Raw genomic sequence first — 21,800 nt, 5'->3', positions numbered from 1 at the left:
CTGACGCCACAATCGACAAGGAGAGTCAGATCAACGCGCATTCGGCCCCCACGGCCCGCTTAGACGTACAGAGCATCAAGAAGGATTTCCCGATCCTCGACCGGCGGGTCAGGGACGACAAACCACTCGTCTATCTCGATTCGGCCGCCACCTCGCAGAAGCCGCTCCAAGTCCTGGACGCGGAACGGGACTTCTATCTGCGGCACAACGCCGCCGCACACCGGGGTGCGCATCAATTGGCCGAAGAGGCCACCGAGGCGTACGAGTCCGCCCGGCAGTCCGTCGCCGCGTTCCTCGGCGCTCAGGAATCGGACATCGTCTTCACCCGCAATGCCACCGAGGCGATCAACCTGGTGGCCTACGCGCTGAGCAACGCGTCCGCGACGCGGCCGGGCGGCGCCCCGCTGACGCTCGGCCCCGGCGACGAGATCCTCGTCACCGAGATGGAGCACCACGCCAATCTGGTGCCCTGGCAGCAGCTGGCCGAGCGGACCGGGGCGACGCTGCGCTGGGCGACGATCACCACCGAGGGACGCCTGGACGAGGCGAGCTTCGACCGGGCGCTCGGCGAGCGGACCAAGCTGGTGGCGGTGACCCACCAGTCGAACGTCCTCGGCACGATCAACCCCGTCGCCTCGCTGGCCAGCCGGGCGCACGCCGCCGGAGCCCTGGTGCTGGTGGACGCGGCGCAGTCGGTGGCCCACCAGGCGCTGGACGTGACGGAGCTGGGCGCCGACTTCCTCGTCTTCTCCGCCCACAAGATGCTCGGCCCCAACGGGATCGGCGCGCTGTGGGGCCGCCAGGAGCTGCTGGCGGAGATGCCTCCGTTCATCACCGGTGGTTCGATGATCGAAACGGTGCGGATGGACCGGACCACCTTCCTGCCGCCGCCCCAGCGCTTCGAGGCGGGCGTTCCGCTGGCCCCTCAGGCGGTCGGCCTGGCCGCCGCGATCACGTATCTGAGCGACCTCGGCATGACGGCGGTGGAGGCGCACGAGGCGGAGCTGACGCGGCTGACCCTGGAGGGTCTTGCCGGGCTGAAGGGCATCTCGGTGGTGGGCCCGGTCACCACCGAGGACCGCGGAGCCACCGTGTCCTTCACGGTGGACGGGATCCATCCGCACGACGTGGGTCAGGTCCTGGACGACCAGGGTGTCGCCGTGCGCACCGGCCATCATTGCGCCCGGCCCATCTGTGACCGCTACTCCATTCCCGCCAGCACCCGCGCCAGCTTCTATGTGTATAACACCCCGGAGGATGTGACCGCTTTGATAGCCGGTATTGAATCAGCGCAGCGTTTCTTCGCGTAATTCTCGTTTGCGCCATCTCGCGCGCGGCGGCGGAACCGGTCATGGCCGCTTTGAGACAGGCGTCCCATCTCGCCAGCGGAAGGGTTTTCCACCGAGCATGGAAGCGTTCAACCGTCTCTCCCGGGGCGGTTGCTTTCGTGTAGGCGGTGAATCCGCCGGTGAGAATACGAGGTGGACGATGAATGTCGCGCAAGCCGTGATCACCCGGCGCAGCGGCGCCCGATTGCTGGGGCCGGCGCCGACGGACGCGGAACTGGCCGAGCTGGTATCGCTGGCCGGGACGGCGCCGGACCACGGACGGCTCTCACCCTGGCGGCTCATCAATCTTCGCGGCGAGGCCCGGCGCGCCCTCGGCGAGGCGATGGCCGACGCCGCGGAGGGCGGGACGCCGCGCGAGCGTACGGTCGACAAGGCGCTGCGGGCTCCGCTCCTCGTCACGATCGTCTTCCGGCCGGAGGACCGTCCGAGGATTCCGCGCTGGGAGCAGCTGGCGGCCACCGCCTGTGCGATCCAGACGCTGGTGTTGCTGCTGCACGACCGGGGCTGGAGCAGCAGTTGGCGTACCGGCCCGTCCACCGAGTACGCCGAGGTGCGCAAGGTGCTGGACATCGGTGCGGACGAGCAGTGCCTCGGCTGGCTGTATGTCGGTACGGAGGAGGAGACCGGGTCTTCCTTCGTGCGGCGGCCGATCGACGGCCACTCGAAGTTCTCGTCCATAGGCGCCCTGGTGCCGCAGGCCTAACGGCCCCCTCTTGCCGCCGCGACGTCGTCCCGCGCACCCCCCGGTGCGCGGGACGGTGTCGTATTACGCCGGGGAGCCGACCTGGGCCGCGGGGGCTTCGGCGGTCTGTGCCGCGAGGTAGGCCAGGGCCGCGCCGGTCATGGCCCGGACACCGGCGGCGATGGTCGGGCCGGGGACCGGGGCGAAGGTGGAGGAGTGGTTCTGCGGGATGTCCTCCGCGAGCCGGTCGTTGAGGAGGGCGGTGTGGAACTCCTCCGGGTCGTTGCCGCCGAAGAACCAGAACACCGAGGGCACCCCGGCGGCGGTGCCGAGCACCCCGAAGTCCTCGCTGGCGGTGTTCGGCCCCATGGCGATGACCGCGTCGGCGCCGAAGACGGCCTCGTGCGCGGCCGCGACGCGCTCGGTCGCGGCGGGTTCGTTGACGGTGGCGGGCAGCTGGTAGCGCGAGGTGATCTCCGGTTCCCGGGGGGCACCGGCCGCCAGCGCCTCCGCTTTCGCGAAACGGCTGATGGTGTCGACGACCTGCTGGCGCACGCCCGGGGAGAACGTACGGATGTTGACGCCGAGTCGCGCCTCGTCCGGGATGACGGAGGCGGTGAGTCCGGCCCGTAGATACCCCACGGTGACGACGACGGACTCCTGGGCGGGCACGGTGCGGGACACGATGGTCTGGAGTCGGCCGACCAGGGAGGCCGCCATCACCACCGGGTCCACCGCGGATTCCGGTTTGGAGCCGTGGCCGCCGCGGCCGAAGAGCCGGATGGTGAGGCTGTCGGCGGCGCCCATCACGGTGCCGGGGACCTTGGCCACCATCCCGGCCGGGCCGGGCCCGACGTGCTGGCCGAGGATGATGTCCGGCTTGGGGAAGCGGTCGAAGAGACCGTCGTCCACCATCGCGTGCGCGCCGAGCCCGCTCTCCTCGGCGGGCTGGAAGACGGCGAGGACGGTCCCCCGCCACGCGTCGCGGTGCGCGGCGAACAGCTCGCAGGCGCCGAGCAGGCAGGTCACATGGATGTCGTGTCCGCAGGCGTGCATGACGGGCACCTGGGTGCCGTCCTCGCCCGCAGCGGTGACCGTGGACGCGTACGGCAGTCCGGTCTGTTCACGTACCGGCAGCCCGTCCATGTCGGCGCGCAGCATGACCACCGGCCCCGGGCCGTTGTGCAGGACCGCGACCACCCCCGTCCGGCCGACGCCCGTGGTGACGTCCCATCCGGACCCCGTGAGCCGGTCGGCCACCACGGATGCCGTGCGCTGTTCCTGGAAGGCGAGTTCGGGGTGCGCGTGGAGGTCCCGGTACAGCTCCTCCAGGCGCGGCAGGGCGGCATCGATATGGGCGTATATGCCGGTCATGAATTCTCCCTACTGCCGGTACTCTTCGAGAAATCGGCTGGTACGGACGATGGCGTCGGTGAGCGTGTCGGAATCGGCCAGCGTCACGAACCGCAGCCGGTTCGGGGTGGGCCAGCCGAAATCACTGCCCGGGGCCACGAGGATGTTTTCCTGGTGCAGGAGGTCGAGCATCAGACGGCGGTCGTCCGTGATACGGGACATCGCCTTGCGGTGCCCGGCGAACACGTACAGCCCGCCGCGCGGTTTGACGCAGCGCATTCCCACGTCGTTGAGCACCCGCCAGGCGAATTCGCGCTGCTCCGCCAGGCGGCCGCCCGGTAGGGTCATCGCGGTGGCGTCGCGCCCGCCGAGCGCGGGGGCGATGGCGTGCTGCGCCGGTACGTTGGGGCAGCCGCGCAGAGCGGCGAGGGCGCCCAGGGCCTCGGCGAACGGCTTCGTACGGCGCGGCGGACCGGTGACCAGGAGCCAGCCCGCCCGGTAGCCGCCGACCCGATAGGCCTTGGAGAGGCTGTTGAAGGTGAGGCATACGAGGCCGTCGGCGAGCGTCGCGAGCGGGGTGTGCGTGGCGCCGTCGAACAGGATCTTGTCGTGGACCTCGTCCGTGAACAGGATCAGGCCGTGCCGTCGGGCCACCTCGGCCAGATCGCGCAGCACCGCCCGGCCGTAGACGGCACCGGTGGGGTTGTTGGGGTTGATGACCAGCAGGCCCTTGGTGCGCGCCGTGATCCGGCGCTCCAGGTCGGCCAGGTCCGGCTGCCAGCCCGCCTGCTCGTCGCACCGGTAGGGCACGGGCGTGGCCCCGGCCATGGTGACGGCTCCGGTCCACAGCGGGTGGCCGGGCAGCGGGACCAGCACCTCGTCGCCGTCCTCCAGTACGGCCTGGGCGGCCATGAGGATGAGTTCCGAGGCGCCGTTTCCGACGTGGACGTCGTCGATGTCGACGCGGGGCACCCCCGCGCTCACGTAGTGCTGGGCGATGGCCCGGCGGGCGGTGGCCAGGCCCTGGGGGTGGCCGTATCCGGAGGAGTCCGCCAGCGCGCGGTGCACATCCAGGACGAGGCTGCCCGGTGGCTGGAATCCGAAAGCCACCGGGTCCGCCTTGTGCAGCCGCAGGACGCGGTGGCCGCTGCGTTCGAGCCGGTCGGCGGCGGTCAGGGCGCCCGTGGCGGGTCTGAGCGTGTGCGTACGGCCGGCCGGGGGGCGCGGACCCACGCGCTCCCCCGGCCGTACCGGCGGCGATACCGGCACCGGTACCGGTCCCGCACGGACGTCTCCGAAGGAGGTCATGAGGTTTCTACGGTGACCGGTTTCTCCGCCACGACCGGCTCCGGCTTGGCCGATGGGGGCGTCAGGGACAGCCGTGCCCACTGGGCCAGGCCGACGCACGCCAGGACCAGGACCGCGGCGGCCAGCGTCCAGGCGCTGATCGACTCGTCCAGCAGCAGCGCCGCCCACCCGACGGTCAGCAGGGGCTGCAGCAGCTGGATCTGGCTGCCACGGGTGACGCCGACCCGGGCCAGACCGGGGTACCAGGCGCAGAACCCGAGGAACATCGAGAAGATCGAGACATAGGCGAGGCCGATGAGGGGCTCGACCGCGATGTCATGGGGCGGGGACACCGCGAGCGACACCGCCGTGATCGGCACGGTGAGCGGCAGGGAGAGGACCAGGCCCCAGGAGATGACCTGCCAGCCCGGCATCATCTTGGAGAGTCGGCCGCCCTCGGCGTAGCCCAGGCCGCCGGTGATGAGGGAGCCCAGGAGCAGCAGGTCGGCGAGGGCGAGTCCGTCGATTCCGTGCTGCAGGCTGTACGCCACGATCACGGCGGCGCCCGCGGCGGCGGCCCACCAGAAGAGCGCGCTGGGACGCTCCCCGCGCAGACGGCCGAAGACGGCGGTGGCCAGCGGCAGCAGCCCGGTGACGACCGCGGCGTGCCCGGAGCTGACGTGCTCCAGGGCGAGCGCGGTGAAGATGGGATATCCGGCGACGATGCCCACGCCGACGAGCAGAAGGGGGATCAGGTGTTCCCGGCTCGGCCGGGGGACGCCCTTGACCTTCAGCCAAATGGCCGCCGGGATGGCGGCGATGACGGCACGGCCGATGCCGATCGTCCAGGCATTGAAGGACGGCAGCGCCTTTTGCGTGGCAGGAAAGGTGAGGGAGAAGGTCACCACGCCCAGCACGGCCAGTAAGAGCCCCATGCCGTTCATGGTTGGCGACGTCGTCTTCGGGGATTTCATGCTCTTTCTGCCTCTTCTGGGGTGAGGGGGATGGGCCGGGCCTGTCCGGCCCGGCCCATCACGCTAGAGCGCTGCCGTCTCCTGGTCCCTGGCCAATCCTCAGGTCGTGGCTTGGTGCCGTATGAAAGCGCTGCTCAGGACTTCCGGTAGTCCGCGAGGAACGAGCCGATACGGGTGATGGCGTCCGCCAGCTGCTCGGTGTCGGGGAGGGTGACGAGCCGGAAGTGGTCGGGGGTGGGCAAATTGAATCCCCGGCCGTGGACCAGGAGAATTTTCTCCTGCCGCAGCAGATCCAGGACGAGCTGTTCGTCGTCGTCCACCGGATAGACCGACGGGTCCAATTTGGGAAAGGCGTAGAGGGCGCCCTTGGGCTTGGTGCAGCTCACGCCGGGGATGTCGTTGAGCATTCGCCAGGCCGTCTCGCGCTGGGCGTGCAGTCGGCCGCCGGGGAGCACGAGGTCGTTGATGGACTGGCGGCCGCCCAGGGCGGTGGCGACCGCGTGCTGGGAGGGGACATTGGGGCACAGGCGCATGTTGGCCAGGATGTTCAGCCCTTCCAGGTATTCCCTGGCGTGCGCCTTGGGGCCGCTGACGGCCAGCCATCCCGAGCGGTAGCCGCATACCCGATAGGACTTGGACAATCCATTGAACGTCAGGCAGAGAAGGTCCGGGGCTATCGAGGCCAGCGGAATGTGCTCGACGTCATCGTAGAGAATCTTGTCGTAGATCTCATCGGCGCACAGGAGAAGCTGGTGGCGTCCCGCGATCTCGGCGATGCCGCGCAGCAGGGCCTCGTCGTAGACCGCGCCCGTGGGGTTGTTCGGATTGATCAGGACGATGGCCTTGGTCCGGTCGGTTATCTTCGCCTCGATGTCGTTGAGGTCGGGATACCAGTCCGCTTTCTCATCGCAGATGTAATGGACCGGCTTTCCGCCCGCGAGGCTCACGGACGCCGTCCACAGGGGGTAGTCGGGTGACGGGATGAGGACTTCGTCCCCGTCGTCCAGGAGGCCCTGCATCGCCATCTGGATGAGTTCGGAGGCGCCGTTACCGAGGTAGACATCGTCGATATCGATGCCCTCGACGCCCTGGGTCTCGTAGTACTGGACGACGGCTCTGCGCGCGGCGACCAGCCCTTGTGAGTCGCCGTAGCCGTGTGATTCGGCGAGGGCTCGCTGCATGTCCAGCACGATGTCGGCGGGGGCTTCGAAGCCGAAGGCGGCGGGGTTTCCGGTGTTCAGCTTGAGAATCCGGTGCCCCTCGCGTTCGAGACGCTTCGCCTCCGTCGCGAGGGGGCCGCGGATGTCGTAGCAGACATCGGCTAATTTGGCCGACTGACCGAGCGTCGCCAACGGCCGGGACAGCGCGTCGGCTTCCCTTGCGTCATGCCGACGGCCACCGGGCGGAATTGAAATGATGCGCCCCATTTTCTCGCTCCCCATCGTGACACCCTTCGCGTGCGACCACGGAGGAGAGTTCTCCTCCGGTACGCCCTGAGGGTAGCGAAGCGGGCCTCCCGCCGCCCCGTGATTAGTGGTTACTCGGCCGCCGACCCGGCCGAGGCCAGCAACGCCTCGACCTTGGTGCGGCAAATGCCGCACCCCGTGGTCGCCTTGGTGCTGCGGGCGATCGCCGCGATGCTGCCCGCCCCCTGGGCCCAGGCCTCCAGAATCCTTTTCTGCGGGACGTTGTTGCAGTAACAGACGGCGATATCGGCCGCCTTCTGGGCGGATTCCTCCTCTCCTATGTCCTCCCGCCGCAACAAACGCATGACCTTGGCCTGCGTCAGCCGGGTACCGGCGTGGTAGTGCTCGATGAACGGCGCGGCATCCGACTCCTCGCCGCCGAGCACCAGGGCACCGCTGATACGCCCCTCACGCAGGACGATCCGCCGGTACGCGCCGCGATCGACCTCTTCGACGGCGTGCACATTCGGGCCGTCCGGAGCGTTGGACTCCCCCATCACGGTCAGTTCGATGCCCGGCGCCTTCAAACGCGTGACGGCCGGGGGAATCGTGGCGGGGGCGTTCTCGTCACGCACTCCGGTGATGGACTCCGCGGCGATTCGGGCGTGCTGCCAGGCCTCGCCGACCAGTCCGCTGACGACGCCCCGTAATTCGGCGCAGTCGCCGATGGCGTAAATGGCGGGATCGGCGGTGCGCATGTCCTCGTCCACGAGTACGCCTCTGCCGACGGGGAGTTCCGCCGCCGCGGCCAGTGCCGTATTCGCCTCGAATCCGCAGGAGAGGACGAGGAGATCACAGGGCACCCACGCGCCGTCCTCCATCCGCACCCGCCGCACCCGCCGGTCGCCCGCGACCTGGGTGATCGTGGAGCCGAGATGGACGGTCACACCGAGGGATGTCAGTTTCCGTACGACGAGATCCGATGCCGTCTGGTCGAGCTGGCGGTTCATCACGACCTTGTCGGCGTGCAGCACCTCCACATCGGCCCCCCGGCTGACGAGGGCGCGGGCCGTTTCCAGGCCCAGCACGCCACCGCCCACGACCACGGCGCGGGAGCCCGGTTCGGCGGCGCGCAGGATGCGGCGGCAGTCGTCGAGGGTGTGAAAGCAAGCGGCGCCTTCCAGTAATTCCCCGGTGTCACCGAAAAGGCCCGCGATCCCCGCCGGTACGCGCGGGGTTCCCCCAGTGGCCACGACGAGCGCGTCGTACGGATGCTCAATACCGTTGCTGTCCGTGACCGTTCGGCGTTTCCGGTTGATCGCCACGGCCCGTACACCCGTTTTCACGGTAGCCGTTCCCTGATCCTCCGAGAGAGGAATCTCGCCCTCGTTCACCATCCCCGACAGAACTTCGGTCAGCATGGTGCGGTTGTAGGCGGCGTGCTCTTCCGCGGCAAGGACGGTGATGCGTGATTCCGGGTCCCGGTGGACCAGTTCCGCCACCGTCCGCGTACCGGCCATGCCATTCCCGATGATGACAATACGCTTCTTCATGTCCGTCCCTGTTGACCGCCGAATGGATCGCCAATGGATCGCGTATCGATCGCGAACTCGGATATGTGAGCATCGTGATCTCATCAGCATGGCGCACGACCACGGCTCAGGGTCGGTGGCCCATCGGCCTGATCAGGGCATGCCCGGAAGCGGAAGTCGCCGGATGTCGCCCCGGGCGTTGGCCTGAAGAGCCTCAACGACCACGGTCGACGCCGGACACAAGCGGGAAACGATCCTCCAAACCACATGTGCCGGACATGGCCCCCTCAGGACGTTTGTCCCGCTATGGTCGCGTTGCTTTGGTGACATGCACATATCTAGCTTGGGTGCGTCGGGAAACGAACGGGGTCGGTGCGTCACCCGATTCCGATGGTGTGGGACGGACATCGACAGAATCCGTCTGCTCGATTACTGCTTCTCGGACGAAGGTGGGGCTTGACATGCGCGAGAATTACGCTGCGTCAACACTCGGGACTACCGCACAGGGAACGCATCGAGAGCAGGCCCAGGCACTCTACGAACTGGCGCTCGAAGACGTCGGCTGGACGCCACATGGCGCGATGCGACGACTCGGCTGGCCGGAACTGGCACTTGAAGACAGCATCCGATTGCTCAATCGACTGGGTCTCTTCGCCGAAAGCGGCAGCACGCCAAGTGGCTGGATAGCGCTGCCGCCACAGAATGCGCTGGGGGATTTGCTGGGCGAGGCGAAAACCCGGGTGGCCGACTTCTGCGCCGACATGACCGCCGCCTGGGACAGCGCCTTTGACACGCTGACCGTGTTCAAGACCTCCTACATGAGCCACATGGACCGCAGCCGCGTCATGGTGGTCGAGGACCCGGCCGACATCGAGGCCACGCTCGAAAGGGAGATCCATGGCGCCGCCAGCGAGGTGACGCTGCTGGGATCCGGAAAGTTACTGGCCAACTCGTTGAAACCGGTGTGCGCGTCCACTCTGGACCGGGGCATCATGCTGCGCTGCGTCGTCAGGTCGTCCACGGCGGGCGTTCCGCAGCCGGTGAATATCGTTCGCGAGCTGCTGGGCAAGGGGGCGGAGTTCCGCACGTACCCCACTCTTCCCCTGAGCTTCGCCCTCATCGACCGTTCCACCGCGCTGTTCGGCGCTCCGCCTCATCCGCTCGCCGACGGCGCCCACCACCGGCGCATGATCGTGATGCAGAGCCCGCTGGTCAATGAGGTCCTGCGGTCCGTATTCGACCACTACTGGTACCAGTCGTCTCCGTTCATCACGGAGATATCCAAAGGAGCCGGGGATAAGGGCGCCGCGGATCAGGAACGAAAACCCGTCGTCATGCACGCCCCCACCAGCATTCGCCAGACCTCGCAGCCCGACAACGTCCAGCAGGCCACCCTGCTGCGCATGCTGGCCGGTGGCATGACCGACCAGGCCATATCGCGGCGGCTCGGTGTGCACGAGCGGACCGTGCGCCGAAAGGTCGCCGAGATCACCGCGAGCCTCCAGGCCAGCAGCCGCTTCCAGGCCGGGGTGAACGCGGCCAAGGCCGGATGGCTGGACGACGAGGTCTTCGAGCTGCCGCCCGAGGGCAGCCGGACCGCCTAGGGGGTTGCGAGGGTGGTCGGGGAAGCCGCACGGTCGGCAAGCACCGTCATATCCGTCATATCCGGATGAAGTCCTCGGCCGCCACCCGGCGCAGTTCCCGTACCACCCGCTTCGGAGACACCAGGCCGGGCACCGTCAGCACCGGGCACTGGACGTGCCCTCGTACGTAGCGGCGTACCGGTGCCCATCGCGCCTCCGCGCGCGCCCCCACCACCAGCACATGCCCCTCTTTGGCGGCCACGGCGCTCAGCACCCTGCCGGGTTTGCCGCGCACCGCCAGCTTGCGCACCGGTACATCGGCCGGGGTGCCGCCCAGAGCCTCGTCGAAGGCCTGTTCCAGGCGCCCCCGAGCTTCCTCCCGCCAGCGCCCGATCCACTCCTGGTTGCAGTTGCGAGCGGAGAGCGCGCGCCCTTCCGGGGTTTCCCAGGCGATCACGGCGGTGAGTTCCCGTCCGCTCTCGCGTGCCTCGGCCACAGCCGCACGCAGGGCCGCCAAGCTCGCCAGCGAGCCACTGACCCCCACCACTACGCGCTGTCCGGTCATCTGGGCTGCTGTCTCCTCGCCGTCGGCCTGCACGGGGCTTCGAAGGTGGCATGAACAGCGGCCAGGTTGGATGGCCACTGTCCAGGCACTGCTGGCAGTGCGGTCACCAATCTTCTGACAGGCGGGGCGCGGGTGGCATAGCCAATCGCAAAGTAGTGGTATGGAATCGGGGCCCACGGACTTACGGGCCTACGGACTTACGGGCGGGCCTACGGGCCGCGCGAGCGGTCAGCCGATCCGATCGCTCGCGCGGCACGGCAGCTACGCGGAGTCCTGCACGGACACCGAGGCATTGGCGTCCTCGGCGTCCTCGGCGTCCTCAACGGCCTCCGTACGCCCGCCTCCCCAGCGGGATCGCACCACCGGGTAGCCCACCGCCAGGAGGACGAACCACACCGCGATGACGTAGAGCGCCACACGGGTGTCGGAGTTCCAGGCGATCAGCACGACGATGAAGGCGAAGAACGCCAGGACCAGCCAGTTCGTGTACGGCGCCCCGGGCATCCGGTACGACGACCGCGGGGTCGTCTCGCTCCGTACCGCCCGGCGGTAGAACATGTGCGTCACCAGGATGACGCTCCACACCATGATGGCCCCGCCGGTGGACACCGCCGTGATGTAGACGAAGGCATGCTCCGGGTCGACGGCGTTGACCCACACCCCGGTCGCCATGACCACGGCGGAGGCCAGCACCGCCGCGACCGGCACGCCCCGCTTGCTGAGCCGCGCGAGCGCCTGCGGGCCGTGCCGGTTCAGGCTCGCGGTGCGCAGCATGCGGGCCGTCGCGTACAGGCCTCCCGCGTTGCAGGAGGACAGCGCGGAGGTGAGGACGACGAAGTTGACGATGCTGGCGGCCCCGGGAATCCCGATCTTGTCGAAGGCGGCGACGAAGGGGCTGGTCCCGGGCTGGAACTCCTGCCAGCTGACGACGGAGAGGATCACCAGCAGCGAGCCGAGGTAGAACAGGCCGAAGCGGAGCGGCAGGCTGTTGATGGCGCGCGGGATGTTCTTGTCCGGATCCTTGGTCTCGGCGGCCGTGACACCCACCAGCTCCACGCCGAGGTAGGCGAAGAGCACGATCTGCAGCGTGAGCAGCGAGTCCCCGATGCCGCGCGGCACGACGCCGCCGTCCGCCCACAGATGGGTGACCGAGGCCGTGGGACCGGCGTCGCTGAAGCCGATGAGGAGCACGCCGAGGCCGATCATGATCATGCCGACGATGGCGGCGACCTTGATGATGGCGAACCAGAACTCCAGCTCCGCGAAGATCTTGACGGAGATGAGGTTCACGCAGGCCAGCACCGCCAGCGAGATCAGGGCGGTCTTCCACTGCGCGAACTCGGGGTACCAGTACGTCATGTACTGCCCGGCCGCGGTGATCTCCGCCATCCCGGTGGTGACCCACATGATCCAGTACGTCCAGGCGGTGGCGTACCCCCAGAACGGCCCCAGGTACTCCCGCGCGTGGTCGGCGAACCCGCCGGGGCTCGACCGCGCCGTCAGCAGCTCCCCCAGCGCCCGCATGACGAGATAGAGCAGGACTCCGGCCACCGCGTACCAGATGATCAGGCTGGGCCCGGCCTGCGAAATCGCGGTCCCGGCACCGAGGAAGAGCCCCGTACCGATGGTGCCCCCGATAGCCATCATCTGCAGCTGTCGTGAGCCCACGGCCCGTCTGTACTCGGTGGGGCCTTCGCTTAACTTGTCCAACTTTCCGTGCCCTTCTCTTGGTGTGGCTGGTCCGGCGCGGAGTATGGCACTCCGCTCTTCCCGGAGCACCTGGATTCCGCTGGTCGCCGACGCGGGCGGGCCTGCTGAACGTCTCACCTCCGTCACGGAGTCGGGGCAAGAGGCATGCATCCATCCCGCTACGGCGATCATGCACAAGTGGAAATCGCCGAACTCGTCCTGAAGTACATAGAGGCGCTCGTCTGGCCCGCCGTGACCGTGGGCCTGGTCTGGGGCCTGCGCAGCCACCTCCGCGAGGCGTTCGCGCGGATGTCCCGCCTGGAGACTCCGGCGGGCGCGATCGAGTTCGAGACGCAGGCGCGGGACGTACTGAACCAGGCGGAAGCGGCGACCATCGCGCCCCCGCCGCCGGTGACCCCCACTCCGCCTCCCTACCCCTGGCCACCGACCCCCTCCCCGGCCGGGGAGGCGCCGCCCGCGTACGACGCCGTACAAGAAGGCCTCGGCCCGTCCCCCCGCGAGACCCCCACGCCCACGCCCCCGACCGCACAGCCACAGCCACAGCCACAGGGTCCGCAGATCCCGACGCAGCAAGCACCCCCGCCGTCCGTAGGCCCGTGGGCTTCTCCCCCGTACACGCCACAGGCGGACGCGCCCGAGCCACCGCCCTGGCGCGAACAGCTCAGCGAAGCCCGCACCATGGTCGACGCGTCGCCCGTGGGTGCCATCGTCGCGGCATGGAACGCGTTGCTGAGCGCACCACAGGGCGTCCTGCCGCCCGACATCGTCGATGTCCTCAACCGGCTACGCACCCTCCGCAACCAGGCCGTGCACCATGCCGACACCGTCACCCCCGCCGCCGCCCGGGACTACATCGAAACCTGCCTCCGCGTCGCCCGGCTGGTCACCCATGCAAGGCACCCATAGCTCCAGCGTCCCGACGCGGATACCCTGAGTGACGACCACGCTCGTGGCCACATCAAGCGGAGGCAGACATGACTCGTGCCTGGGAAGCCGACCCGTCCGCGTTATTCGAGCGGCGGCTCGGAAAGTCCGCCAAAGAGCTGGGCCATACCGATGGCCGTGACGACTGCCCGGACATCTGGCAGCTCGACAACGGCGACATCGCCGTGATCGGACGGGACCTCACGGCCGTCTACGGTGCTCAGTTGCCGGACGGCGTGACCATCGGCCGCGACGAGCGACTGGTCGTCATCCCCGGGAACATGCTCAGCGCGGCGAAGGCGGACATCCCCGATGCTTGATCCGCAGGCCCCCACGCTCCCGCCCGAGCAGGGCGAACGGCTCGACCGAGACGCCTACAAGAGCGAGTTCCGGGAACGTGAGGCCACGATCCGTGACGCCGTCTCCTGGAAGCTGGAGCGCCGTCAGCACTTCGAGGAGCAGGGCAGCCCCAGCCGGGACGCACTGCGCCAGGGGCAGTGGAAAGAGGCGTTGAGGCTTCTCGAAGTCCGGCGTGACGGCCTGCGCGCCACCGCCGAAGCGGACGCGGAGCACGGGCACACCTTTCACCGGGTGCGGATGGTCGAAACACCGCTGACCCCGTACATCCAGTGGGAACTCCACTCCCACCGGCAGCGCGCCGAGTACGGGGAGCGGATCCGGGTCCTGGACGCCCGCACGTGACCCCCGCCGAAACCGAGGGCCTGCTGCCGGAAATCGTGGTGCTCGGCGGCAGCGTCCTCTTCCAAGTGCTCTACGACGAGACCGGGTTCTGCGTCGGCGCGGTCCGCCACACCGGCCAGGACACCGTCGGCGACTGGGCAGGCTATCTGGAGAAGCTCTACGCGGCAGGCGAGGACGTCGCGTCGTACTTCGCCCGCGAAGTGGCCCCGCTTCCGCCTCCCCGACTCCCCGCTTGAGGAAGGACGAGACAGATCACCGACTCCAGCTCAGACGACGGGCACGCCAACAACAGCCACCACCCCACGGCAGCTACCGGCCAACGTGCCCGGCTTCGTCAACCGCACCGACGAGTTGGACCAGTTGAACGCCGTCCTGGTCGGCGAGGACGGCGATCCGCTGGTCGTCTCGGTGTACGTGATAGCCGGAATCGCCGGTGCGGGAAAGACGTCGCTCGCGCTGCGCTGGGCGCACCACGTGCGGGACCGCTTCCCGGACGGGCAGCTCTACGTCAACCTGCGCGGTTACGACCCCGGGGAGCCGGTCGCCGCGCACACAGCCCTGAACCGTTTCCTCCCCGCGCTCGGAGTGCCCGCCTCCTCCGTACCGCGCGATCCCGACGCCGCCGCCGCGCTCTACCGCTCGCTGCTGGCCGACCGCCGCGTGCTGATCGTCCTGGACAACGCGGCCACGGTGGGCCAGGTGCGTCCGCTGCTGCCCGGGAGCGCCGGGAGTCTGGCCGTCGTCACGAGCCGCAGCCGCCTCGCCGGGCTCGCCGTCCGTGACGGGGCGCGTCGGCTGACACTGAGCGTCCTGCCCGAGCCGGAGGCAGTCGCCCTGCGGCTGGACGACCTGATCGCCGACCTGCGGGACGAAAGCGCCCTCTGGGACGCCCTCAGCACAGGGGACGACGAGGAAGCCGAAGCCGTGCGCACCGTGTTCGCGTGGTCGTACCGGGCACTTCCCGACCAGGCCGCCCGGCTGTTCCGGCTGCTGGGGCTGCACCCCGGCCCCGAGTTCGGCCTGCACGCGGCCGCCGCGCTCGCCCGCCTGACCACCAGCCGGACCCGTCAGCTGCTGGACTCTCTGACCAGCGCGCATCTGCTGGAGCAAACCGGCCCCTGACCCACGAGCGAGCGCACTGACGCGGAACTGAACACGATGACGTCTACCGCTGGGTGATGTTGACCATCCAGGTGATCCCGAACCGGTCCACGAGCGAGCCCGCCTCGTCACCCCAGGCCTGCTTCTCCAGCGGCATCGTCACGGTGCCGTCGGCGGACAACTTCTCGAAGCAGTGGCGGAGTTCGCTGTCGTCGCCGCCGAGGTACACCGCGACATTGTTGCCCGGGTGGCAGGGCACGCCCTCCGGCACGTCCCATGCCATCAGCGTGTATCCGCCGGGGGTGTCGAGCCGGGCGTGCATGATCTTGTCGGCGTTGGGCGCGTCCGGTGAGCCGGAGTCCGCGAACGCGGCCATCTCCAACTCGCCGCCGAACACCTGCTGGTAGAACTCCATCGCCTGCCGCGCGTTCCCGTCGTAGCTGATGTACGGGTTGAGGCGAGACGCCATCTCATGCTCCTTCGCGTGAGGACCGTGGGAGTGAACTGTGGGAGTGACCACTCGGGTTGTCCGAGGGACACGGCAGGAGCCTCGCAGCAATTCACGACACCGTATGTCACGTATTCCTTCCGGGTTTTCGCCTTTAAGGTTTTCGCATGCGTGCCGACCGGTTGGTCTCACTGGTTCTACTGCTGCGCCAGCGCGGTCGGCTGTCCGCGACGACGCTCGCCCGCGAGCTGGAGGTATCCACCCGCACCGTGCTGCGCGACATCGAGGCGCTGTCCGCGGCCGGTGTCCCGGTCCACGCCGAGCGCGGACGGCACGGCGGTTTCGCGTTGCTGCCCGGTTTCCGAACCGAGCTGACCGGGCTGAACCACGACGAGGCCCTTGCCCTGCTGGTCGCCGGATCGCGGCGCGGCGCACAGGCGTTCGGCCTCGGCTCGGCGCTCGCATCGGCCATGCTCAAGGTGGTCGACGCGCTGCCCGAAAGCCATCGGGACACCGCGGCGGGCGTGGCCGAGCGATTGCTCATCGACCCCGAGACCGACCTCCTCTCACGTCGGCTGGTCGCCGAGGACATACCCGACCCCATCGCGGCCGAGGTCCGGCGCGCGGTGTTCGCCGGGCACAAGCTGCGCATCCGCTACGCGGCGGTGGACCAGGCCCCGAAGTGGCGCACGGTGGACCCGATCGGCCTGGTCACCGTGCGCGACCAGGGCTACTTGCTGGCCACGAGATCCGGCGCGGACCGCACCTACCGGCTGTCCCGGATCGTGGCCGCCGAGGAACTCGCCGAACCCGCGCAGCGACCGGACCGGGTCGACCTGGACCGGGCCTGGCAGGAACGCGGCACACGGTTCCGCACCGGCGGCGACCACGTCACCGTGCTGGTCCGAGTGGCCCCGACGCGACGGGAGGACCTGGTGGGCACCGCGCTGGCCGTCCTCGCCGAAGAAGCCGACGCGGACGGCTGGCTGCGACTGGAGGCGGCCTTCCAGGACGCGCGACACGCCGAATGGGCGCTGTGGCAGCTCGCCACGGACGCGGAAGCCCTGGCCCCACAGTGGCTGCGCACGGCCCTCCACGCCCGTGCCACCGAGGTCGCCACCCGCTACGCCGCGCCCTCCTGAGCGCCACGGCGGTGGCCAGCCCGACCCGCCCCACTGGGCACCTCCTGCCGACGTACGTCCTTCCCCCCGCAGTGTGCTGCCTGCTCGAGGAGCCGCTGCTCGACGCGTACTTCTACGAGGGCGACCTGCTGCCCGCCGCCGTCAATACCCCTGCTTCGGCATGGGGCCCGGGGCCTGGGGCCCGTCAGCGTCGGGCGTCGGGCGTGAGACGGGCGCACGCGGCCACCACCTCCGCTCGGTGGCAGGATTCCGTACCCTCCAGGGCCGCCTCCACTCGCCGGGTGAACTCCCGCTCGCGCTCTCGCTCCCGCCGCTCCTCCGCCCGGTGGCGAACCCACCACCGCGCCACCCCGGCGAGCACCACCACGACCGCCAGCAGCCACGCATGCTCCCCGGCCGCCGCCACATCCACCGCACCGAACACCGCAGCCCCTCTCCCTTGCTCGTCCTTGAGCCCGGCAGGCCTGCCGGTGCGGTCAACTCTGCGTGTCGTCCGGAGTTTCCCTCTAGCGTGAGGAAACAGGGGGGAAACCCCTCACAGTACGAAGGGGGAGGACATGGCGGGCGGAAGACCCCGTACCAGCGGGAGCAAGCCGCTGCCCGAACTCCAGGAGCTGGCGGACTGGTTCAAGGAGACCAGACGAGCCGCCGGGTACGAGACCACACACGCCTTCCTCGCCGCCCACGGTTCGGACCACCGGGTCCCCCACAGGAAAGCCGTCTACGAGATCGTTGGTGCCCAACGGCTGCACGAGCTGGCGACGTATGAGCGGTTCGCCCAGGCTCTGGGCCAGCCCCCACAGGCCGTCGCCGAAGTCTTTGGCCGGGCCCGGAGCGCGCTGGAGCACCGGGAGCTGGCCGCCCGGCGGGCCGGAGCCCCCGGCCGCGCTCCCACCCCGTGGTCGGGTATCCCGCTGCCCGAGGCCTGGCTGCAAGACCTGCTGTCCGGGCAGGCGGCCGCAGCCGAACGGTTCCCGTACGACCTGCTCGGCGTGCGGAAGCCCCCGCTGTCCCACATCCACATCGAGCAGGACCTCCAGCCACTCTCGGAAAACACAGCAGAGCAAGCCCCACGCGCCACCGGCCCCGTCCCCACCCTCGCCGCCGCGCTCTCCGCACACGACCACCTGTTCATCACGGGCGGTCCTGGCGCGGGGAAGACCACCCTCGGCCGCCATCTGGTCCGGCAGATCGCCCGGTTCTGGCTGCGCGAGAAGGGAGCGGAGGAGCCGTGGTGCCGGGAGGCCGTGGTCGCCGTACGGGTCACAGCGACGGACCTACGGACCCGTCGCGCCTTCCACCGCCAGCTCAGCGACGCCGCCGACCGCGCCGGAACCCTGCGCAGCGCCGTGCCGCCCGACCGCTTCGCCGTACGGCCGCACGGCGTGCGGTGGCTGGTGGTCGTCGACGGGCTGGACGAGGTCGTCTCACCGGACGAACGGAAGCTGATCCTGGAGAACCTGGCCCGGGAAGTCCGGCCGCACGGCATGTTCCGGCTGGTCATCACGTCCCGGCCGCTCCCCCAGGACGAGCTGCGGCCCTTCCAGTCCATGCCGTCCATCGGTTTCTACACGCTCAAGGGTTTCGACCCGGCGCAGCAACTCGCCTTCGCCGAGCGCTGGTTCGCCGCCCAGGAAGTCCCCGACGCGGACGCCGAGGCCCGTTCCTTCCTGGAGGAAGTCGGCCACGCCGGTCTGGGGGAGGTGCTCCAGGTGCCGTTGCTGTCCACCATCGCCGCCGCCCACCGCAGCCGGAACCCGGGAGCGCCGCTGCCCCGGGGGCGGGTCGCGCTGTACGAACAGTTCCTCGCCGACGTCGCCACGGCCCGCGAGGGCGCCGACGAGGTCGACAAGGCCTTCCGGGCCCGCTGGGAGCGGCGCGGGCAGGGCCGTCTCGCCGAGTGGATGCTGATCAACCGGGACGACCTGATTACCCACCTGGCCTGGCTCCGCACCAGGGGCGGGACCACCCTCCTGGACACGGCCGTAGCCTGGCTCGGCACGAACCTCCCGGCCGACCTGACATGGCCGGACGGAGTACGGGACGAACTCGGCCAGTTCCTCGCCCAGAGCGGCGCCCTGGTCCACGACCACGGCGAGGTCTCCTTCCTCCACCTGTCGTTCGCGGAGTTCCTGGCCGCACGGGACGAGGCAGCACGCATCCCGGCGGACTTCCCGGACCTCGACGATTGGGCGGATGAGATCCGCGCCCCATCCTCCCGGAACCGGGTCCTGTTCACCTTCGCTCTGTGGGCCCGTCGCCCCGGCCACGACGTGACCGTGGTCGTGCGCCATCTGCTGGCCGGTGACCTCGACCACCGGATCATGGCGGCGCGGTTGATCACCTCCGGGGTGCGGCTCGGGGATGCTCTGGAGGACGCGGTGATCGACCGTGTCGTGGATTTCGGTCAGAAATCGACCCCCGATGAGCGCAGGGGTGGTGAGGTACTGCGAGAGCTGTCCCAGCTCAAGGGGAACCGACGGCTGGCGGCCGCCTTGCGGCGGATCGCGGAGGCCACAGGGCTTTCCGCTTCCCTGCGGATTGGTGCGGCTTCCGCGTACGCACAGGTCGCTTCGCTTTCCGAAGGGGTGGCCCTGCTCAAGGAGATGTCTCAGCAAGTCCCGCCGGAGGGCGTACTGGACTGCTGCCGGGAGCTGGCAGCACTCGATCCGGCCGACGCCGGGTTCCGCGCGCGACTGCTCTCGGATCTGCTCGCCTCACCCACGTCATCTTCCTGGGCCCGTCTCATAGCCGCGGAGGAGCTGTCTCTGCTAGGCCGTACTGAGGGTCTGGCAGAGTTCGCCTGCTCGTTCTTGGCCGGTACCGAGGAGAACGGCGGACACCTGAGGCAAGCGGGGCATCTCTGGTTCACGTTGGAAGGGCCATCGGCAGCGCCGCGTGTAGCGGCAGCAGTGGCCGGGCGGTCCAACACCCGGGAGTGGGCCAAAGCTGCCTTGGCGGAGGTGCTGTTCCGCTTCGGCCTCGTCGACGAGGCACTTCCACTGTTGGAGTACACCATCCAGACCTCGGCGGACTCAGATTCGATCACCGAGATGGTGCGTGCGTGGCTCGACCAGCAGGGAGAGAAGGCTGCCAATGCTCTGGTCGATCTGCTGCGTGGATACGAGGTCTGGAACTCGGACGAGCGCCCGAACATCGCACTCGACCTCGTACGAGCCGGATACCCGCGACAGGCGGTGGAAGTGGTCCGGTTCAGCCTCAACGATCCTGACCCGGACGCCCGGCACCACCTCGGGCTGGAAGCGATGGCACTCACCCGAGCATTGGGCCCACAAAGTGCGGAGGAGGTCCTGACTTGGCTGGACCGCCACGCGGCGACAGCGGACTCCTACGCCATCGCGATACGGATTCTGACTGAGGCGGATGCTGATGCATCGGGCCTACTTCCCCTGTCGCGACGACTGCTTCGCCATCCGGGCAGCGGAAACGACGAGTTCACCTCGGCCGCCCGCACGATCCTCAGGTTCGCCCCCGTCGATGCCTGCGCCGAAGTGCTCGCCGCGCTACGCGACCGCCCGTACGGCGGTCCTTCCCTGCGGGCTGCGCTGCTGCCGTTGCTCGCCGAATACGGAGAGGCAACGGCCGTACGCACCCTGAGCCAGGAGTTGCTGGCGGACCCCGGGCTGGTCAGCCATGAGTTGCGGGCCGTGGTCGCCGCCTGGCTGGCCCTGGAGGGCCGGGAGGCTGCGGCCCTCATCCTGGACCGGGTCCGGGCATCGGTACGGCTGACGACTCAGCAGAGCGCGGACCTTGCCAAGTTCCTGGACTCCGAAGACTTGGCCCATGTGGCCGTCCCGCTGTGGTGCCAGATGGCCGCGACGCCCGGTACCAGTATCGAGACCCGCTGGCGGGCTGTGCAGCAGCTACTCGCCGTTGACGCCGTCCCGCAGGTCGAACAGTGCTTGCGCACCGCCCTGCTGGCTCCGCACACCCCGGACGAGGCCCTGCTGCTGAGCCGTCTGCTGGCCTGGGTGCGGCCACCGACACCTGGCGCCGGGTGACGATGGATTGCGGAGAGTAGTCGCCCTCTCTACGCTGGAGCCCGAATTAGCTGCAAGCGGAGGCAGACATGACACGTCGCTGGGAAGCCGACCCGTCCGCGTTATTCGCCCGGCGGTTGGGCAAGACCGCGCAGGAGCTGAACACGTCGGATGATGACGAGGACTGCCCTGACATCTGGCAGCTGGACAATGGCGACGTCGCCGTCATCGGACGGGACCTGACATCCGTCTACGCCGATCACCTGCCGTCCGATGTCAGGATCGGCCAGGACGAGCGCTTGGTGGTCATCCCCGGCGTCATGCTGTCCGCCGCGAAGCGGGACATCCCGGATGCCTAGCCCCGCACCAGCACTCGACCGCACCCAGGGCGTGCGGCTCGATCTGGACGCATACCACCGCGATTTCGCGGAGGTCAGGGCCCGCTCACTCGGCCAGGACTCATGGAAGCTTGAGCGTCGGCAGCACTTCGAGGAGCAGAACCACCCCGGGCGGGAGGCCCTGCGGCGCGGGGACTGGGACGAGGTGATGCGCCAGCTCGAAAAGAAACGTCCTCGGTTCCTGGAGAGCGTTCAGAAGGACCGCGAACGCGGTAGCACCTTCCACCGCGTCCGGATCGTGGAGCAGCCCTTCACCCCCTACGTGCGCTGGGAACTGCTCTCCCTGCGCGTCCAGGCCGAGTGCGGCAAGCCGGTCCGGGTTGTGAAGGTCGACCGCGTGCGGGAGTTCGAGCAGCGGACGATCCTGCCGGAAGTCGTCGTGCTGGGGACGCAGGTGCTGTACGAGGTGGTCTACACCGACGAAGGGGTGCCGGACGGCGCCGTACGGCATGGCGAACCGGAACTTGCAGCCCGCTGGGCGTCGTTCATCTCCGGCCTGTACGCCGAGGGCGAGGACATCGGCGCGTATGTGGAGCGCCACGCAGACCTTCACCCAACGCTGAGTCGGGAGTGAGCCATCGACGGCGGAGCTGACCGGGAAGAGAACCCCGGCACGCACTCGGAGCTGTCCGGCACCGCACAC

20 protein-coding genes and 1 pseudogene are annotated in these 21,800 nt (G+C 69.2%); 12 read left to right on the top strand and 9 right to left on the bottom strand.

The genetic code is table 11. The features are described 5' to 3' along the window. Nucleotides 1-29: 29 nt before the first annotated feature. Nucleotides 30-1,310 (top strand): aminotransferase class V-fold PLP-dependent enzyme, encoded by a 1,281-nt coding sequence (locus tag ACFV9T_RS06440; protein ID WP_385437140.1) that lies wholly within the window; start codon nucleotides 30-32, stop codon nucleotides 1,308-1,310. Nucleotides 1,311-1,488: 178 nt separating this feature from the next. Beyond that, nucleotides 1,489-2,052: a nitroreductase gene (locus tag ACFV9T_RS06435; RefSeq protein WP_385437074.1), complete on the top strand. Its 564-nt coding sequence runs from the start codon at nucleotides 1,489-1,491 to the stop codon at nucleotides 2,050-2,052. A 63-nt stretch (nucleotides 2,053-2,115) separates the two neighbouring features. Here the strand turns inward: ACFV9T_RS06435 and ACFV9T_RS06430 are convergent, their stop codons facing one another. The 5 genes from ACFV9T_RS06430 to ACFV9T_RS06410 all read right to left on the bottom strand — a co-directional run bounded on the left by ACFV9T_RS06430 (nucleotide 2,116) and on the right by ACFV9T_RS06410 (nucleotide 8,604). Further along, nucleotides 2,116-3,405, bottom strand: coding sequence for an amidohydrolase (locus tag ACFV9T_RS06430; protein ID WP_385437073.1), 1,290 nt, complete (start codon nucleotides 3,403-3,405; stop codon nucleotides 2,116-2,118). A gap of 9 nt (nucleotides 3,406-3,414) precedes the next feature. Next, nucleotides 3,415-4,617: an aminotransferase class I/II-fold pyridoxal phosphate-dependent enzyme gene (locus ACFV9T_RS06425; protein ID WP_385437072.1), complete on the bottom strand. Its 1,203-nt coding sequence runs from the start codon at nucleotides 4,615-4,617 to the stop codon at nucleotides 3,415-3,417. A 71-nt stretch (nucleotides 4,618-4,688) separates the two neighbouring features. Beyond that, nucleotides 4,689-5,606, bottom strand: coding sequence for a DMT family transporter (locus tag ACFV9T_RS06420; protein ID WP_385437070.1), 918 nt, complete (start codon nucleotides 5,604-5,606; stop codon nucleotides 4,689-4,691). Between the two features lie 173 nt (nucleotides 5,607-5,779). After that, nucleotides 5,780-7,072: a pyridoxal phosphate-dependent aminotransferase gene (locus tag ACFV9T_RS06415; RefSeq protein WP_385437068.1), complete on the bottom strand. Its 1,293-nt coding sequence runs from the start codon at nucleotides 7,070-7,072 to the stop codon at nucleotides 5,780-5,782. Between the two features lie 110 nt (nucleotides 7,073-7,182). Beyond that, nucleotides 7,183-8,604 carry an FAD-dependent oxidoreductase gene (locus tag ACFV9T_RS06410; RefSeq protein ID WP_385437067.1) on the bottom strand — a complete coding sequence of 474 codons (1,422 nt, stop codon included), beginning with the start codon at nucleotides 8,602-8,604 and terminating at the stop codon, nucleotides 7,183-7,185. 440 nt (nucleotides 8,605-9,044) lie between these two features. On the opposite strand from ACFV9T_RS06410, the gene ACFV9T_RS06405 reads away from it, so the two are divergent. Continuing rightward, complete coding sequence (locus ACFV9T_RS06405; protein WP_385437066.1) at nucleotides 9,045-10,187, top strand: LuxR C-terminal-related transcriptional regulator; 1,143 nt, start codon at nucleotides 9,045-9,047, stop codon at nucleotides 10,185-10,187. A gap of 55 nt (nucleotides 10,188-10,242) precedes the next feature. Here the strand turns inward: ACFV9T_RS06405 and ACFV9T_RS06400 are convergent, their stop codons facing one another. After that, nucleotides 10,243-10,731 (bottom strand): universal stress protein, encoded by a 489-nt coding sequence (locus ACFV9T_RS06400; protein WP_385437065.1) that lies wholly within the window; start codon nucleotides 10,729-10,731, stop codon nucleotides 10,243-10,245. 261 nt (nucleotides 10,732-10,992) lie between these two features. Further along, nucleotides 10,993-12,378: an amino acid permease gene (locus ACFV9T_RS06395; protein ID WP_385437138.1), complete on the bottom strand. Its 1,386-nt coding sequence runs from the start codon at nucleotides 12,376-12,378 to the stop codon at nucleotides 10,993-10,995. A 240-nt stretch (nucleotides 12,379-12,618) separates the two neighbouring features. On the opposite strand from ACFV9T_RS06395, the gene ACFV9T_RS06390 reads away from it, so the two are divergent. The 5 genes and pseudogenes from ACFV9T_RS06390 to ACFV9T_RS06370 all read left to right on the top strand — a co-directional run. Further along, nucleotides 12,619-13,347: a hypothetical protein gene (locus ACFV9T_RS06390; protein WP_385437064.1), complete on the top strand. Its 729-nt coding sequence runs from the start codon at nucleotides 12,619-12,621 to the stop codon at nucleotides 13,345-13,347. Between the two features lie 68 nt (nucleotides 13,348-13,415). Continuing rightward, a complete protein-coding gene (locus tag ACFV9T_RS06385; RefSeq protein ID WP_385437063.1) occupies nucleotides 13,416-13,685 on the top strand; it encodes a hypothetical protein in 270 nt (89 codons plus the stop codon). Continuing rightward, complete coding sequence (locus ACFV9T_RS06380) at nucleotides 13,678-14,067, top strand: DUF6879 family protein (protein ID WP_385437062.1); 390 nt, start codon at nucleotides 13,678-13,680, stop codon at nucleotides 14,065-14,067. The genes ACFV9T_RS06385 and ACFV9T_RS06380 overlap by 8 nt, the downstream gene beginning before the upstream one ends. After that, complete coding sequence (locus ACFV9T_RS06375) at nucleotides 14,064-14,303, top strand: DUF6879 family protein (protein ID WP_385437061.1); 240 nt, start codon at nucleotides 14,064-14,066, stop codon at nucleotides 14,301-14,303. The genes ACFV9T_RS06380 and ACFV9T_RS06375 overlap by 4 nt, the downstream gene beginning before the upstream one ends. Nucleotides 14,304-14,388: 85 nt before the next feature. After that, nucleotides 14,389-15,186 (top strand): annotated as a pseudogene (locus tag ACFV9T_RS06370) (tetratricopeptide repeat protein); the annotation flags it as partial. Nucleotides 15,187-15,232: 46 nt separating this feature from the next. Here the strand turns inward: ACFV9T_RS06370 and ACFV9T_RS06365 are convergent. After that, nucleotides 15,233-15,637, bottom strand: a complete 405-nt coding sequence (locus tag ACFV9T_RS06365; RefSeq protein ID WP_385437060.1) for a VOC family protein — start codon at nucleotides 15,635-15,637, stop codon at nucleotides 15,233-15,235. Between the two features lie 146 nt (nucleotides 15,638-15,783). Here ACFV9T_RS06365 and ACFV9T_RS06360 point away from each other — a divergent pair, with 146 nt between their 5' ends. After that, nucleotides 15,784-16,758: a helix-turn-helix transcriptional regulator gene (locus ACFV9T_RS06360; RefSeq protein ID WP_385437058.1), complete on the top strand. Its 975-nt coding sequence runs from the start codon at nucleotides 15,784-15,786 to the stop codon at nucleotides 16,756-16,758. Nucleotides 16,759-16,942: 184 nt separating this feature from the next. On the opposite strand, the gene ACFV9T_RS06355 is transcribed toward ACFV9T_RS06360, so the two are convergent. Next, nucleotides 16,943-17,182 (bottom strand): hypothetical protein, encoded by a 240-nt coding sequence (locus ACFV9T_RS06355; RefSeq protein ID WP_385437057.1) that lies wholly within the window; start codon nucleotides 17,180-17,182, stop codon nucleotides 16,943-16,945. Between the two features lie 133 nt (nucleotides 17,183-17,315). Here ACFV9T_RS06355 and ACFV9T_RS06350 point away from each other — a divergent pair, with 133 nt between their 5' ends. The 3 genes from ACFV9T_RS06350 (at nucleotide 17,316) to ACFV9T_RS06340 (ending at nucleotide 21,731) form a co-directional block, all read left to right on the top strand. After that, entirely contained in the window at nucleotides 17,316-20,780 is a 3,465-nt protein-coding gene (locus ACFV9T_RS06350) for an NACHT domain-containing protein (RefSeq protein WP_385437055.1), read from the top strand. 68 nt (nucleotides 20,781-20,848) lie between these two features. After that, entirely contained in the window at nucleotides 20,849-21,118 is a 270-nt protein-coding gene (locus tag ACFV9T_RS06345) for a hypothetical protein (RefSeq protein ID WP_385437054.1), read from the top strand. Next, complete coding sequence (locus ACFV9T_RS06340) at nucleotides 21,111-21,731, top strand: DUF6879 family protein (RefSeq protein ID WP_385437052.1); 621 nt, start codon at nucleotides 21,111-21,113, stop codon at nucleotides 21,729-21,731. Before ACFV9T_RS06345 ends, ACFV9T_RS06340 begins: the two co-directional genes overlap by 8 nt. The last annotated feature ends 69 nt before the right edge of the window (nucleotides 21,732-21,800 follow it).

Origin of the sequence: Streptomyces sp. NPDC059850 (genome assembly GCF_042731515.1) — a bacterium.
Lineage (GTDB): Bacteria > Actinomycetota > Actinomycetes > Streptomycetales > Streptomycetaceae > Streptomyces.
The sequence above is the reverse complement of the archived record's forward strand: the minus strand, read 5'-3'. Positions and strand labels throughout refer to the sequence as shown.